This is a genomic window from Cryobacterium melibiosiphilum (assembly GCF_003602235.1).
GTDB lineage: Bacteria > Actinomycetota > Actinomycetes > Actinomycetales > Microbacteriaceae > Cryobacterium > Cryobacterium melibiosiphilum.
This window is the reverse complement of sequence record NZ_QZVS01000056.1, coordinates 24,379-38,851: the sequence shown is the minus strand read 5'-3', so window position 1 is coordinate 38,851 and position 14,473 is coordinate 24,379. Positions and strand designations below refer to the sequence as shown.

The 14,473-nt window shown below is 64.2% G+C and carries 12 protein-coding genes; 7 read left to right on the top strand and 5 right to left on the bottom strand.

The annotated features are described in order from the left end of the window. Positions 1 to 315 precede the first annotated feature (315 nt). The 6 genes from D6T64_RS03310 to D6T64_RS03290 all read left to right on the top strand — a co-directional run bounded on the left by D6T64_RS03310 (position 316) and on the right by D6T64_RS03290 (position 3,498). Positions 316 to 618 (top strand): hypothetical protein, encoded by a 303-nt coding sequence (locus D6T64_RS03310; RefSeq protein ID WP_119971565.1) that lies wholly within the window; start codon positions 316 to 318, stop codon positions 616 to 618. A 9-nt stretch (positions 619 to 627) separates the two neighbouring features. Then, positions 628 to 1,026, top strand: a complete 399-nt coding sequence (locus D6T64_RS03305) for a hypothetical protein (protein ID WP_119971561.1) — start codon at positions 628 to 630, stop codon at positions 1,024 to 1,026. A 102-nt stretch (positions 1,027 to 1,128) separates the two neighbouring features. After that, entirely contained in the window at positions 1,129 to 1,314 is a 186-nt protein-coding gene (locus D6T64_RS03300) for a hypothetical protein (RefSeq protein ID WP_119971558.1), read from the top strand. Then, complete coding sequence (locus tag D6T64_RS03295; RefSeq protein WP_119971555.1) at positions 1,308 to 2,588, top strand: tyrosine/phenylalanine carboxypeptidase domain-containing protein; 1,281 nt, start codon at positions 1,308 to 1,310, stop codon at positions 2,586 to 2,588. Before D6T64_RS03300 ends, D6T64_RS03295 begins: the two co-directional genes overlap by 7 nt. Further along, complete coding sequence (locus tag D6T64_RS22485; RefSeq protein ID WP_158594786.1) at positions 2,585 to 2,755, top strand: hypothetical protein; 171 nt, start codon at positions 2,585 to 2,587, stop codon at positions 2,753 to 2,755. The genes D6T64_RS03295 and D6T64_RS22485 overlap by 4 nt, the downstream gene beginning before the upstream one ends. Beyond that, on the top strand, positions 2,749 to 3,498 hold the full coding sequence (locus D6T64_RS03290; RefSeq protein ID WP_147364447.1) for a hypothetical protein: 750 nt from the start codon (positions 2,749 to 2,751) through the stop codon (positions 3,496 to 3,498). Before D6T64_RS22485 ends, D6T64_RS03290 begins: the two co-directional genes overlap by 7 nt. On the opposite strand, the gene D6T64_RS03285 is transcribed toward D6T64_RS03290, so the two are convergent. The 4 genes from D6T64_RS03285 to D6T64_RS03270 form a co-directional block, all read right to left on the bottom strand. After that, positions 3,495 to 5,342, bottom strand: coding sequence for a hypothetical protein (locus D6T64_RS03285; protein WP_119971549.1), 1,848 nt, complete (start codon positions 5,340 to 5,342; stop codon positions 3,495 to 3,497). The two genes, D6T64_RS03290 and D6T64_RS03285, sit on opposite strands and share 4 nt — an antisense overlap. 836 nt (positions 5,343 to 6,178) lie before the next feature. Further along, positions 6,179 to 8,386 (bottom strand): FtsX-like permease family protein, encoded by a 2,208-nt coding sequence (locus D6T64_RS03280; RefSeq protein WP_158594785.1) that lies wholly within the window; start codon positions 8,384 to 8,386, stop codon positions 6,179 to 6,181. Positions 8,387 to 8,394: 8 nt separating this feature from the next. Beyond that, on the bottom strand, positions 8,395 to 9,078 hold the full coding sequence (locus D6T64_RS03275) for an ABC transporter ATP-binding protein (protein WP_119971544.1): 684 nt from the start codon (positions 9,076 to 9,078) through the stop codon (positions 8,395 to 8,397). Then, positions 9,075 to 9,602: a PadR family transcriptional regulator gene (locus tag D6T64_RS03270; protein ID WP_092113102.1), complete on the bottom strand. Its 528-nt coding sequence runs from the start codon at positions 9,600 to 9,602 to the stop codon at positions 9,075 to 9,077. Before D6T64_RS03270 ends, D6T64_RS03275 begins: the two co-directional genes overlap by 4 nt. A 452-nt stretch (positions 9,603 to 10,054) precedes the next feature. Here D6T64_RS03270 and D6T64_RS03265 point away from each other — a divergent pair, with 452 nt between their 5' ends. Continuing rightward, positions 10,055 to 12,217: a transglycosylase domain-containing protein gene (locus tag D6T64_RS03265; RefSeq protein WP_158594784.1), complete on the top strand. Its 2,163-nt coding sequence runs from the start codon at positions 10,055 to 10,057 to the stop codon at positions 12,215 to 12,217. A gap of 738 nt (positions 12,218 to 12,955) precedes the next feature. On the opposite strand, the gene D6T64_RS03260 is transcribed toward D6T64_RS03265, so the two are convergent. Continuing rightward, a protein-coding gene (locus D6T64_RS03260; protein WP_119971570.1) for an IS3 family transposase occupies positions 12,956 to 14,361 on the bottom strand; the annotation gives its coding sequence in 2 pieces (ribosomal slippage) (positions 12,956 to 14,013 and positions 14,013 to 14,361; 1,407 coding nt in all). Positions 14,362 to 14,473 lie beyond the last annotated feature (112 nt).

The window sequence follows — 14,473 nt, the reverse complement described above, 5'->3', positions numbered from 1 at the left end:
TCGCCACCCGCTACGACAAGCTCGCACTGACCTACCGCGGCGGAGCTGTCCTCAGAGCCATAACTATTTGGTCGAAGGCATTAGGAGACACGCCCTAGCAGCGGTATGCGAACATTTCCTTCGTCGCCCACGGCCTGACGCTGAGGGTGAATCCCACGCAGAGCCCGCCGCCCCCACCAGTCATCGACGATTGCCCGACAGCACCGCGGGCCGATCGAGAAATCGATCACGGGGAGCCCAAATCCTGGCGGAAACGCTATGCGTGGTTAGTTAAAGAGGTCAGAACAACTCAGAACCTACGCAGAGGCGGCTCGCATGAACGAACAGGAACTTGCCACACACAAGGAGACGCTGGCCTTGGCCGCAGCGGACTTCGCGTCGGCGCAGGCCAGGCAGGCCAGGGCGGAAGCCGACAAGGCCACCACGGCATTGCGGATGCGTCAGATCGACATCGATGAGGCGAAGGAGCGTCGCGTAGAACGCGCCTTCGAGGCCCTCAGCATGGAAGCCGCGCTCCGGAGCGCCGAGCTCGCTTCGGCGTTCGCGGAATGGCCGACCTGGAACGACTCGACCAGCACGGTCACCAGCACCGACACCACCAGCACCACCCAGCGATAGGAGAACACCATGTCCCAGTCCCTCAACCGGTACCAGCCCGCTCCCACGTCCAGCAACGACTCCCTGCTGTCCTACCTCCCCGGCACCGTCGCCAACCGCAACCGCCGCGAGGTCACCGCCCGCGACACCGCCCGCACGGCCGACATGGAGAAGGCCGCCCACGAACACGCGTTGGCAATGATGGGCCTGCATTCCGACGCCGTCGTGGCGCAGGCATCCGTCACCGCCGCGGCCGCCATCGCCGCCACCACGTTCGACGTTGTCTGCGACTTCGGTGCCCGGGTCGACGCGGCCTATCGCGTCGCGTCGCCCGTGGCGCGGAACATGATGGAGGACACGGTGAAGGCCTTCGGCCCGGTCGTCATCGGGGTGGGCACTAGCCACGCCGCCGGCTTTCGCCGCGACTAGCCAAACCTGATCCAGATCTGAGTTCCCGCTGACACCCGGCGGGCAGGTGCCGCACCGGCGCCCGCCCGCCGCATCCGCTTACCCATTGCAAGGAGTCACACCGTGAGCCAGTCGTCAGAACTGCAGCAGATTCAGCGACGCACGCTGCAGGCCGTCGTCGAAGTGCGGCTGCTCGGTGAGGACGCCGACCTGCAGATCGCCACAATCCTCTACAACGCAGACCGCACGGCCGCCCTCAACTCCTACCGGTCCGCCGCGGACACCATCCCATCGAGGGTGAAATGCTGAACCAGCGCAACCCCTTCGCCGCGACCGACCACTCGCTGTTCAGCACGACCGGGTCGCCGGCGAGCGGGACCATCTCGACGAGGGACGCCCTGCTCGCTGCGGCCGGTTCCTCCTTTCGGGACACCTGGTGGCGGCGTGGCGGCGAGAACCTCGCCGAGGTCTTCCGTTCCGTCTCGATGGCCCCTTTTCCGCGTCCAGCCAACCTCGACGAGGTGCGCCGCAGGCTGGCGACCGGGCATCCAGCGAATGACACGGCCTGGCGTTATCCGGCGGCCGCCAGCCCCGCACACCGCACCGGCGAGGACCCGGTGGCGCAGGCCGCCGCGGCGCTCCGGGGAACCGACCATCCGCTCGCCAGCACTCTCGGCTGCTATCTCCAGTCCGTGCGCAACAGTCACGACATGCTGGGCGCCGTGCACGCGGGCGCGACCTCGAACGCCGACTTCACGCGCTGGTCTCTGGGCCGTTGGGGATCCCCCAGCGACAACGAACTGGCGTTCGCCTACGACACCGTGGCCGCACCCGAGGCACCCGAGGCACCCGCCGACCACCCTCTGGCCGGCGCGACGGTGCTCGCGGCGGTCCGGCGGCTTCTGCTCGTCGTGGCCCCGGACTGGACAGCGACCAACCGGCCCGGCCCTGCCTCCATGTCGGTCTCACCGAAAAACCGTGTCGTGTTCGTCGACGCAACCCGCAACTACCCCCGGTCAGACGTTCGCCGGCTGCTGGTGCACGAGATCGGGGGGCACGTCACCCGCACCCTCAACGCCGGACACCACCACGATGTGCTCGCGACGATACCCCTCGGCCCGGATGCGACGGCCACCGAAGAAGGCCTAGCGCTCTCCGGTGAATCGCTACTCGGCGTTGCGTCCGGCGGTCAGCGCCGCATCTATGCCGCCCGCACGATCGCGGTCGCGGTCGCCCAGCACGGCGGCATCGACGAGGTCTTCGCCGCCCTCGTTCCCCTGGTCGGTGAGCTGGAGGCCGCCACGATCGCCGTGCGGGTCAAGCGCGGCGTACCCAATCTGTCGCAGCCGGGCGCTTTCACCAAGGACCACGTCTACCTCTCCGGCTTCCGCCGGGTCCGGGCCGCGGTCGACGCTCGGCCCGAGCTCCACCCGCTGCTGGCCTCCTCCAAGTGGGGCCTCGAGGCCACCCAGAAGTCCGGTCACCTGCTGCGCCTCGACCGCCATCAACCCAGGCTGCCCGACAGCGCATTTCTCGCCCTGGTCGATGACACGCTCGCCCGCGTCCGCCGAGCGGTCTCATGACCGCGGCGGAACTTCGGGTTGCCCAGGCCCGCCAGGCCCTTCTCGAAGTCGGAGTCATCCAGGCCGAGATGCTGGACCTGATCACGCACTGCACCGACGAGGCAGCCGGGCGCCACGCCCTGGCCATCGCCGTGCAGGCGATCGAGCAGCGCCAACGCGCGTGCTGACAATGCCCGCCCTCTCCACCGCCGACGCCATCCAGCGGATGCGCGAAGCCGCCAACGTCACGCTGGGCCGCCGCGCGCGGCGCCAGCGCCGCCTCCGCGGCACCTTGGCGGTGGTGTGCGCGCTCACCATCGTGCCTGCGGTGCTCTACTTGCAGGGTACCGACCTCGCCAACGGTGCGCAGACCGCCATCCTGGCGCTCAGCGATGACGAGGCATCCGTAGGCGGTGAGCACCCGCAGCCAGATCTCTTCGCCAATGCGCTCCACTTTGAGGTGCTGCAGTGGGGGGTCGTCGAATCGGGCAGCGGCGACGCGCTGGTGATCGAGTACAGCTACCAGGGGCTCGCCGCCGAGGGCGCGTATTCCTTGCTGGCCCGGTGGGCAGAGCAGCCCAGCGCTCCACCGACGGTCGGGCTGCAATGGACTGAAGACACCCAACCCTGGTTCGAAGCGGCCACCGCGACCGCTCCGCTGCTGGCCACAGATGGAACCACTCTGGTCGCAACCCCCACGACCTGTGCCACCCCCGCCTGGATCATCACGCCGGCGCGCACAGTGTGCCATGGAACGGAGTACCTGCTGCTAACCGAGCAGCCGGGCGTGGCCCGCTACCCCAACCACGTCATGCTGGTGCGCCAGGGTCCCGACAGCCGTCACGCTGACGTCTCGTTCGCGCTCGATAGCGACCAGCGCCGCTGGCGGGCCTGCGACCTGCTGGCCTGCCTGCCGCCGGCCTCGGGCTAGTCCGCGGACTCGTCCGCCCGCAGGCCGCCGGTCAGCCAGGACGACCGTTCATTGACGAGCGCTGTCAACGACGGCACCTGGTGGATGCCGCGCATCCACTTATCGGGAGGATTTGTGAACACACCGTTCCACCCGGTCGGCGGCAGCCAGCCGTGTTTCTCCCTGCCACGATTCCAGTGCGTGCCGCCGGTCATCTCGCGCAGCCGTGCCCGATACCGGTAGATCACCGAGTCGGGAAGGAAGGACCGAAAGTCGGTTGTGTCAGCATCAGAGCCGGTCGGTGCACTGCCCACCGGCTTGCCTTCGACCAGCGCGCGGGCGAGTTCGTAGGCCACCCGCACGTCCACGTCCCCGACCGAGGGATGCCACAGGTACTGGCGCAGGTCGTCGTCATGCTTCGTGTCGTCCAGGGGATCGACGTAGGCGTCGCCCCAGTACAGGTACGTTGGCAGGACCGTGGCGACGAGCGCCTTCGGAAAGCGATCCGCGGCATCCTGCACGATACGGGACAGCGCCGCGGCCTGTGATTTCGTGTCGACGGCTGGTTCCACGTACTTGGACGACATCGCCTGTCGACGATCTTCCCAGAGGTTCGCCGACGTCGCGCCCGAGCGTATATCCGTGTCGGCGTCGAGAAAAACGATAGCTACGCTGGGGTCGTTCAGCATGTCGATCACGTCGTCGCGAAACTTCAGCCTGCCCGCGGCGCCGATCAGCAGGTACTGCAGGTTCACGGTCACCACCAGCATGTCCCGGCGGCTGGCGCTCTCGGCCTTCACCTGGTTCCAAAAGCGAACCCCGGGTGCCGCGGTAGCGGATGCCGTGGCATGCGCCGAGACGTTCGGCCGCTGGCCCGTGAGCACCGCCTCCATAGTGCGAAAGTCCACCACCTCCCAGCCTAGGGCCTCGCCCAGCCGAATCGCGATCGGGATGGGGCGCACGGAGGCGTGGCCGGCGACAATGATGGTGCGCACGGCGGGATCGGCGCATGCTGCGCTCAGGGCGAGATCCGGCGTGCTGGCATAGGGCTGCTGGGTGAAGATGTGCCGGTGGGTAGCTTTGTCGAGATGGCGCAGCAGCGAGGTAAAGTTGCCGAATGAGCCATACGGTGACACGCGCGCTGGGGCGTACAGGGGCCCGAGCCGAGCGACGAGCTCGAGGCGTTCGAGACGATGCTCGATCCAGTCCTCATCGGTGCCGGCGAAATTGTCCGGCTTGCCGTCGCGAAACCAGTAGGAGGCCACAAGCGGCTTCAGACTATTGATGGCGTAACCGGGTTCGGCCGCCTCAGCCCACCACTGCTTCGACGGGTACCGGTCCTCGGCCTTGCCGCGCGCCGGACCGTACCAGCGCATGAACTCAACCGCGTGATACCCGACGTGCGGTAGCGCCCACCCGAGGGGAATGTCGAAGAGTCGGGATCGCCAGCGCCCGTAGGGACTCGGCCCCTGCAGTCCGACCCGCGTCTCGCGGGCGCAGGACTCCAGCACGGCGCGCGTGAGGTCGCCCACGCTCGGGCCTCGCCGTCCCGCACCGCGAGCATCCGCCGCCTGTACGTTGCCGCCGGCGCCGAACGACTGCACCGGCCGGCCGGTGAGATCGGCCAGTTGGTCGTCAACCGAGTAGTCCAGGGAATCATTGACCGCGATCAGCATGCGCACGGGGATTTTTCGATCGGGCGTTTGATACCCGCTGACAGTGTTCTGCGCCAATCCGGCCACCACCGACCACGAGCGGATGCTGCCAAACTCGGCCGACTGCTCCACCAGTTCCGCGAAGCGCCGAAACCAGCGCTCCCGCCCGTCGACAGTGATGTCCTGATTGTCCGTCCCGAATGCATCCATCTGCGGCCCCCACCAGCTCTTTACACGCGCTGTCAGCGCGCTAATTGATGCGGATGCCGCAAACCGGGCATTTTTGGAAGCTCGAGGGTGTCGTGATTGACGTTCCGCAGCCCCGACAAATGTAAGCGGCGCTTGGAAGCTCAACCGAATCGTTAGTAAAGGCGATGGGTGCGAATGCTGTCGTCATAATCGCAAGCTAGCAGAGCAGGAAAGGAAGAACCAGACTTATACCTATACCTATACCGCGCCATTCATCCGCGCCACCTCATACATAGGGATGCGCCCGTCAAGTTATTGAAGCAATCTGATGTGTTTTCTTCTCGTCCGCTGCGATTTGGCGACGGTCGCGGTGAGCGGCGAGAGCGGCCGCAGGTTGTAGCCCTCCGTTGTGCGAATGAGGTCGACGCCGGTTGCACCAAGATCTGATTTATTCCATCACCGCGCCTCGCAGCGAGGTGGTTATCAAGCAAGGGCGAAGCAAGAGACGTGGTCCGCTGCTGTCGCACTGATTCGGTCTCCTAGAGATACAAGACGTCTCACGCCATGTCTCGGCTCCCCCGCGTCCGCCAGAATCGTGCGGCGCGCCGATTCTCATAACTACGTCGCATAACCGCATACCTGAACCGTGGTGCTCGCCATCGGTTATGAGACACCCCGGGAGCAGAAAAAACGAATCTGATCGGTGTCATTTTTCGAAGTCGTCTGCACAAACGTTCGTACTCGCGCTCACACCTCGCTCCATCCACCGACGAACCTCAATTCCCGTAAGGGGAACGTCTTGCGGGACGACGTCGTGTTGCGGCGAAATCCTCCTTCGTGATGCCAGTGTGAGTCGCCTATTCGTAGCGGATCGCGGCCAAGTCGGTGTTCTTGCCCAATCGGCTGACGGCAACAGCGACCGCGGCGAGGGCAAGCACTGCGCTGGCAAGTAGCGCTCCGATGTAGCGGGCATCGGGCCAGCCGACCGATCGGCCACCGTTGGTGAGCCCGACGAGGATGAGGTCGGCCACGAGAAAGCCGAGTCCGATCGATATTGCCATCACGGACAGGAGTGGGGCGGCCGCTTCGAGGGTGATGATGCGGCGGAGGCCGGCGAGGTTCATGCCGAGCAGCCGCAGTAGGGCGAGCATTCGGCGGCGGTCGATCATGGCCGATATGGTGGCGATGGCGAGTGAGAGTCCTGCGATGAGTGTGGCAACGCCGATACCCAAGTAGGCGAGGTTGGCGAAACTCGCGGCCATGGATTGCAACCGATCGTCGGCGAGATCCGTTCGGGTGCCCGCGGGCATCCATCCGGTACCGGCGATCGTGCCCGCCTGCAGCGCGGTTCTCGCGCGTTCGATCGCGGCCGGTGATCCGTTGGTGCCGATGAGCAGGATGCGCGGAGTCAGCTCGGCCACGTCGGTCGCTTCCGCGGGAGTGAAGACGGCGGGAGCTCCGCTCAGGGCGTCGCTGTTGACGGAGACGACAGGAGCGGAAGGAACAATCCCGAGATTGAGGTCGTTCACGGCATCCGCCGAAATCAGGAGCCGGTTGGCGTCGGGACCCTCACCGGAATCAATCGTGAAAATCGTCGTCACTTGGGTGACGCCCGAGATCGCGGCAAGGCGCCCGCGAGCCGCTTCGGTGCGAGCAGGGTCGGTCGCAGCGGGCGTTGAATCCAGATACTGAATGAGGGTACTGACCGGAAGCAGCCCCGGCCCATCATTGGGGGCTACGCTCTGGTCGGCGGTTGTCGCGGCACCCGCGAAGACGCTGACCATGAACACGGCAACTACGAGGCCACTCACGGAGCGAAAGGTGGCCACGGGCGTGCGACGGATGCGGTTGCCCGCGATGACTCCAGCCGCTGTCTTGCTGCGCCGAGCCATGATGCCGCCCGCGAGCAGGGTGAGGTAGGGGCCCGCCACGAGCAGACCCACGGTGGTGATGGTGAAACCGATGACAACCAGCGTTCCGACGCGCGGAACGAGCAGTCCGGCGAGCACCGCCACGGTCGTGGCGATGAGTATGCCCAGCCCGCCTGCAAGCGGCACTAAGCGAAGCAGCGAGGGGGTCTTCTCTGCCTGCTGTTTCGTTTGTCCAAGCGGTCCGATGCCCGCGCGACGGATGCGTCCGCCTGCCGTAATTGCGGAGGCCGCGACGGTGACCGCCACTACCGTGGCCGCGGTAAGCGGCGTCACGGCGAGGTCTGAAGGGAAGAACACTCCGTCGTCGACGGAGACGAGCGCGGCAACCGGGCCCAGCAGCGCAGCAAGCAGTACGCCGATCAGTGCCCCGATGAGACTTGTGGCCGATGTCTCAACCGCGGCGATGGCGGCAACGGTGCGCGGGGTGGCGCCGATCAGACGTAGTGTGGCGAAACGCTCCCGCCGAGCTACGGCGCCGAGCCCGGTCACGATGCTCACGAGCAACAGCACCGGGAACAGCACTGCGATGGCACCCACGATCGCCACGGTCTGGTAGTTCGTGCCCGCACGGTGTGGCACGTCTGTGAAACTGGTCACGATCTGCGCTGCCGGGCGCTCGATCAGGGCGCTCGTCCTGGCGCCGACAACGACAACGAGCGAATCAGGACTCGCGAGGGCAGAGTCGGAAATGGTTCCAGTGAGCGTGCCGAAGCGGTCGCCGAGCTCGTCAGGCGGAACCTGCGCAATGCGGTCGATGAGCGCGGGCGACGCGTAGTACTCACCTGGCTGCGGCAGGTCGGTGATGCCCGGAATCGTGACGCTCGACGTTGTCGGGGCGGCGAGATCCAGACGCACGATCCGATCCCCCTCGTGCCGGTCGGTCGTGTGGGCCAGCGCCACTCGGTCGTCGCCCAGCGACGCCATATCAGCGGTCACCGCGCCCGGGCCTGTGTCGCCGCCGACCACGTACTCCCCGGAGGCATACATCCAACTGGACCGCTCATCCCGGGCACCCAAGCCCTGATATGCGCCCCCAAGTAGGAGCGCCAGAGTCACGCCCACGGCGACTCCGGCGGTGATGCCCAGCAGCCGCCCCCAGGATGCACGGCTGCCGATCACAGCCAGACGCACCACACTCGGATTCATTTGACGCCGACCCTGTCAGTGGCGGCCAGCTGACCATCCCGCACGATAATCTCACGGTCGGCGTAGGCCGCCGTGCGCGGGTCGTGGGTGATCATCACGAGCGTCGTTCCCGCCTTGCGGACAAGCTCGAGCATCGCTGTCAACACGTTCTCGGCAGCGAGGGAATCCAAGGACCCGGTGGGCTCATCCGCAAAGAGCACCGACGGTTGCGTGACCAGAGCGCGGGCGATAGCGACGCGCTGGGCTTCGCCGCCGGAAAGTTCGCCGGGCAACTGATCGGCGGCGACCTCAAGGCCGAGGCGGTCGAGCCATCCACGCGCGGCCGTCAACGCCTGCCTGCGTTTCATGCCTCCGAGCAACAGCGGAATGGTGACGTTGTCGACCGCTGTCAGGTCGGGCAGCAGCTGACCGAATTGAAAAACGAAGCCGAACTCCTTCAGGCGCAGGGCCGACCGGCGCGCTTCGCTCAGGGCAGTGATGACGGTGCCACCAACGGATACCGTGCCGCTGTCGGGCAGCAGCACACCGGCCAGGCAGTGCAGCAGGCTCGACTTGCCGGAGCCCGAAGGCCCCATCACCGCGACGACCTCGCCGCGCTGGATGTCCAGATCAATGCCGCGGAGGGCATCCGTTGTACCGAAAAACTTGCGCAGGCCACGAGCCTGGATGAGGGCGGTCATGGCAGTTTGATCTCGTTTCGCAGTTGAGTCAGTCGGGCGCCGGTCAGGTCGATCCAGCGCAGGTCCGCCTCGATATGGAAGAGCGCGTGGTCACACAGCAGCACGCGCATCAGGTCTGCTCCCTGCTTTTCACGGGTGAGTTCCCGCATACGGGCGAGATGCTCCGTGCGTTGCACGTCGAGCAGCCGATCTGCATTATCGTCGACGAGTAGGGCAATGATGGTCTTGGCGAAAAGGTTGCTCTGCAAAGTTTCCGAGGGAATATCGGGCGTGAACATCCACTGCGAGACGCGGGTTCGGCCGACTTCGGTGACCTCGTACTTCTTACGATCAGGGCCCCCACCAGCCTCGTCAGCTAGCGAAAGAATCTGCCCGTCACGGGTCATGCGTGCCAGGCTCGCATAGACCTGACCGAACGCGAGGGGTTTCCGCACTCCAAAGAAACGATCGTAGGTGTGCTTGAGATCGTAACCATAGCTGGGCTCGACACTGAGCAGCCCGAGCAGGGTGAGAGAGTTGTCCACAACCGCCACTATACACACAGTGAATAGTGGCTCTCAGCCATCTTGCTGACAACTACTTATTAGGTTTGGTTAGGCCGCGGGCGGCGGAGCGGTCTGGCTAAGACCGCGGCCTCCTAATGGTCCCGTAGGGAAAGAAGGCTGCCTGAAATGACCAGACCGGCGTATAAGTAGAGCTGGAAAGGTCCGCTACGGAAGCTGCTGAACGGGACGGGCTCGCTGATGATCCAGAGATATCGGTCCGGATTACCGTGATTGAAACAGCACAGGACGACTAGGCTCACGACAAGCAAAAGTCCCGTCCCGCGGTCTGCACGGGGTTTGCGGTCCTTGATAAACCGTATTGTCAGCTCGCTGGGGCCTCGACGTAGTCCTGCGCAGTTGCGCATGCTTCTCATTCGCGAGCACAGGGAATGTTTTCTAGCGTTGCTGCCATACCCGATAGTCTCGCCAACGTGTCTTCTAAACAGCGAAAAACGATCGACGTCTTAGGGGGGCTCGCTGGTTTCATCGGTCTGAGCGTCGTTGCCGGTGTTCTCGTTGCTGCTGTGGTCACCCCGGCTCTCGCTGTCTCCGGAATGGCTGCAACCAACACCATGAACGTCTTTGAGACGTTGCCGGAGTACCTCTCGATCGATCAGCTCTCGCAGAAGAGCAACATCTGGGCCTCGACGAACCGTGAAGATCCGGTGGGTAGCCGGGTGTTGCTGGCGTCGTTTTACCAGCAGAACCGTGTGGAGGTCGCTTTCGACCAGATCAGCGGTTACGCCAAAAACGCCGCGATCTCGGCTGAAGACCCGCGTTTCTACGAGCACGGCGGCATCGACCTGCAGGGTACCTCGCGTGCCGCGATCGGTTTGCTTGCTCCGGGCATGGGCAGCGGCGGAGGCGGCTCCTCGATCACCCAGCAGTACGTGAAGAACGTGTTGGTGCAAAAGTGTGAGGAGCTCTCCGATAAAACCGAAGCGGACGTGTGCTACCAGGCCGCGATCACCGAGACCGTGAACCGCAAGCTTAAGGAGATGCGTCTCGCGATCGGCGTGGAGAAGAACTACGACAAGGACGAGATCTTGCGTGGCTATCTGAACATTGCCGGCTATGGCGGAACCGTCTACGGCATCGAATCCGCGGCGAACTACTACTTCAACACCACCGCTACGAACCTCACCTTGCCGCAGGCCGCGAGCTTGGTCGCTACCGTGAACAACCCGGTGAAGTATCAGCTCGACCGCCCCGACAGTGAGATAAACGGGGCGGCCAACGGTTATGCGGCCAACAAAGAGCGTCGCGACTACATTCTCGGCGAGATGCTTGAGTACAAGAACATTAGCCAGGAGGAGCATGACGCTGCCGTCGCTTCGGTCATCGAGCCGACCATCACGGCGCCGAGTACCGGATGCCAGACGGCTGGTGCAAACGCGTACTTCTGCGATTACGTAACCAAGATTTTGCTCAACAATGAGACCTTCGGAGCGGATGCCGAGACCCGCCTCACTGCGTTCCGACAGGGTGGCTATGACGTCTATACCAGCATCGACCTCGAGCTGCAGGAGGCTGCCGTGGCAACGCTGGCCGAGAACGTGCCGCAGACGTACTCCGGCTGGGATGTGGGAGCGGTCGTTACGAGTGTTGAGGTCAGCACCGGGCGTGTGCTGACCATGGCTCAGAACAAGGAATACAGCCAGGACCCGTCGTTGGCCTGGTCTGGTACCAAGTACACGGGGATCAACTACAACACCGATCAGAATTACGGTGGTTCGCTCGGGTTTCAGCCCGGATCGACGTATAAGGTCTTCACCCTCGCTCAGTGGCTGAACGAGGGCCACTCGCTCAACGAGCACGTCGACTCCCGCCGCAAGTCCAACTGGGGCAATTTTCAGGACAGCTGCCTCGGGAGGCAAAACTACGACTACGACACGCCACCCTTCAACCCGCGCAACGACGCCAATGAGCCCGGCGCCAACTACAGCGCCCTCCAGTCAACCCTCGGCTCGATCAACACCGGTTTTATTGGCATGGCCAAGAAACTCGACCTGTGCGGCATCCGCAAGACCGCCGAAGCTTTCGGTATTCATCGGGCCGACGGCGATGCCCTGCAGCAGGGTGCCAGCTCCGTGCTCGGCACCAACGAGATTGCCCCGTTGAGCATGGCCGTCGCTTTCGCTGGCATTGCGAGCAACGGTGAGACCCACAGCGCTGTAGCCATCGACAAGATCATCGGTTTGGACGGCGTCGAACTGCCGATTCCGGCATCCACGGTGACGCAGTCCGTCGAGCCGGAGGTTGTCGCTCGCATGATCTATGCCATGCAGCGCGTCATGACCGGGGGTACCGCCACCGCATCGAACAGGTCGACGTTTCCGAAGGTGCCGATGATCGGCAAGACCGGGACCACCGACGCGAGCAAGGACACCTGGATGACCGGTGCCAGTACCCAGGTCGCCACCGTCGCCGGGGTGGTTAACGTGAGCGGTAAGGCCCGCAGCCAGCGCAACACGTTCTTCTCGGGTCTTCAGGCCGCCACCGCCCGGCACCGCATGTGGCCCGATGTGATGAGCGTCGCTAACGCCAAGTACGGCGGAGACGACTTCGCCGAAACGACCAACGCCGTCAGGTAGGGCGTTCAGGTCACCGTTCCCGACCCGCGGGACGAGAATAGGGTATCCGCCCACTCGACCCTCAAAACGGTCGACTTGTCCACGCCCGCGGGTAGTAGACACCGATCCCGAAAAGCAACGCACGCACCAACGGACACGCATCATCAGGAGTGATCTAACCACTGTCCCGAAGTGGATGGAACTTCGCGGGAAGGTTTCGACATTGTCGTGAGTCGGTACCCGGACGAGGCGTTACTTACCGGCGACGCGCGTCTGTATCAGCCCGCATTCAGCGGGCAGGCAACAGCTGTCTGTGACCACGGACTCCAACATCGCCATCTCATCGGTCGACCAGACTGGCGTTGGTGTTGGCGATTACTTTGACATTGCTGCTGAAGCCCAGCCAACGAACCGCGTTCACATCTTGGACGCACTCGGAAGGCCTTCCGTGGCCGTGGATCTCCCGCATTGTTTCCGGGGATCACCGTCGATGCAGGAATGGAAATGGCATACGGAACCGGTGCCCAGTCCGATCCGGACTCCGACACAATCACCCAGATCATCGCGCCGGGTATCTTTTTTCTGCGGCATAGATCCCCGTGCTGGTCGGACAACCCGGCGATGGGACGCCCGACCAGGTGCCTCTCGACTTTCCCGCAGGGGAACCTCTGTCGGTGCGTGGGCGATGGACCTGACAGCGAGACTCTGAACGCACTGCCGGAAGCGGAATTTGTCAAGGCGGATGAGGCCAGCGGGAGTTTAGGCGTGTAGTTTCGTGGGGTTCTTGGCCTCGTCGTCTTGGGCTGGTTTGTTGATCCAGACGGTCTCGTGGAGGGTCAGAATTTTGGGGTCTTGTCGGGTACTGAATCGCTCAGGAGTTTGGGCTCGAGCGTCGGCGAGGGTGCTGGAGCGCTCGATCGATTTGGCTGCGGCGAGGCCGTAGTGGACGTCTGCGGGGGTGTTCAACCCGATGCCGGTGTGGCGGTGGGTGTGGTTGTAGTCCTCCACGAATCCGCCCATGAAAGCTCGTGCCTCCCCGACGTTCTCGAAGCGTTCGGGGAACACCGGGGCGAATTTGAGGGTCTTGAACCAGCCCTCGCTGAACGGGTTATCGTTGCTCACGCGAGGCCGGGAGTGGCTTTTGGTGACCTCCAAATCCGAGAGCAATGCGGCGACGGTCTTGGAGGTCATCGACGTGCCGCGGTCGGCGTGGACGACGTGTGGTGTCCCGTGGATGGCGAAGATCTCCTTCATCATCTCCACCGCCAGCTCGCCCGTCTCGGAGGCGTGGACGTGGGCGCCGACGATGTAGCGGGAGAAGATGTCGATCATGACGTAGCAATCGAACCAGGTCCCTTTGATCGGGCCGGGCAGTTTCGTAATATCCCAGCTAAATACCTGCCCGGGTCCCGTTGCGGCCAGCTCGGGGATCGCCCGGGCCGGGTGCCGTGCCAGTCGACGGCGTTCCTTGATCTGCTTGTTCTCCGTCAAGATCCCGTAGATCGTTGAGATCGAACCCAGATAGATGCCTTGATCAAGCAGCTGCGCGTAGATCTGGATCGGCGGCAAGTCCACGAACGTGGGCGAGTTGACGGTGTCCAAGATTCGGGCTCGCTCACCCTGGTTGAGCTTGTTCGCCGGCACCAACGCGGGCGCCGGAATGGGCAGCGCCACGGTCGCCTTCCGCGTCGCCGTGGCCCCCGAGACGCCGACGAGTTCGGCGGCGTCTCGGGTTGACCAGCCGGCGGCGGTGATCTGTCGGTAGGCGTGCATAAGCGCTTCGTGTGCGGCCGTTCGTCCCGCGAGCTCTTGGAAAGATCTTCCAACAGCTCTTGTGTTTTTCCCATAATTGTTAAGACGACCTCCGTCCTGGCCAGGCGCCGTTCGGCGGTGTCCAACTTGCGACGCAACCGTGCAATCTCGGCCTGTTCCGCAGTGAGTCGGCCAATCTTCTCGCCGGGCTTCTTCCCCTCCAGCACGCCGGCATCGCGCAGCTTGCGCCACTCGGTGATCTGCGAGGAGTAGATGCCCTGCTCGCGCAGATACGCACCGCCCGCGCTGTTTTTCATGGCGGCCTCGTAGGCGGCCAAGTGATCAAGTTCCTGTGCCGGGGTGAACGACCTCCGCGAGGTCGGACCACCGGCGCGGGGTCCGGGACTACTCATATGACTATCGTCGCGCACGGCGCTCAAAGACGGGCTGGACATCGTGTTGGTTCCTGATTCTCGCCCTACGTCATGCGGCGGACTTGCTCTTAGCTACTGGCCTCACCCAACC

What these genes read in the sequence shown, in the direction of transcription:
- D6T64_RS03310 (WP_119971565.1), top strand. Translation starts at nt 316, where the DNA reads ATGAACGAACAGGAACTTGCCACACACAAGGAGACGCTGGCCTTGGCC.
- D6T64_RS03305 (WP_119971561.1), top strand. Translation starts at nt 628, where the DNA reads ATGTCCCAGTCCCTCAACCGGTACCAGCCCGCTCCCACGTCCAGCAAC.
- D6T64_RS03295 (WP_119971555.1), top strand. Translation starts at nt 1,308, where the DNA reads ATGCTGAACCAGCGCAACCCCTTCGCCGCGACCGACCACTCGCTGTTC.
- D6T64_RS22485 (WP_158594786.1), top strand. Translation starts at nt 2,585, where the DNA reads ATGACCGCGGCGGAACTTCGGGTTGCCCAGGCCCGCCAGGCCCTTCTC.
- D6T64_RS03285 (WP_119971549.1), bottom strand. Translation starts at nt 5,342, where the DNA reads ATGGATGCATTCGGGACGGACAATCAGGACATCACTGTCGACGGGCGG.
- D6T64_RS03275 (WP_119971544.1), bottom strand. Translation starts at nt 9,078, where the DNA reads ATGACCGCCCTCATCCAGGCTCGTGGCCTGCGCAAGTTTTTCGGTACA.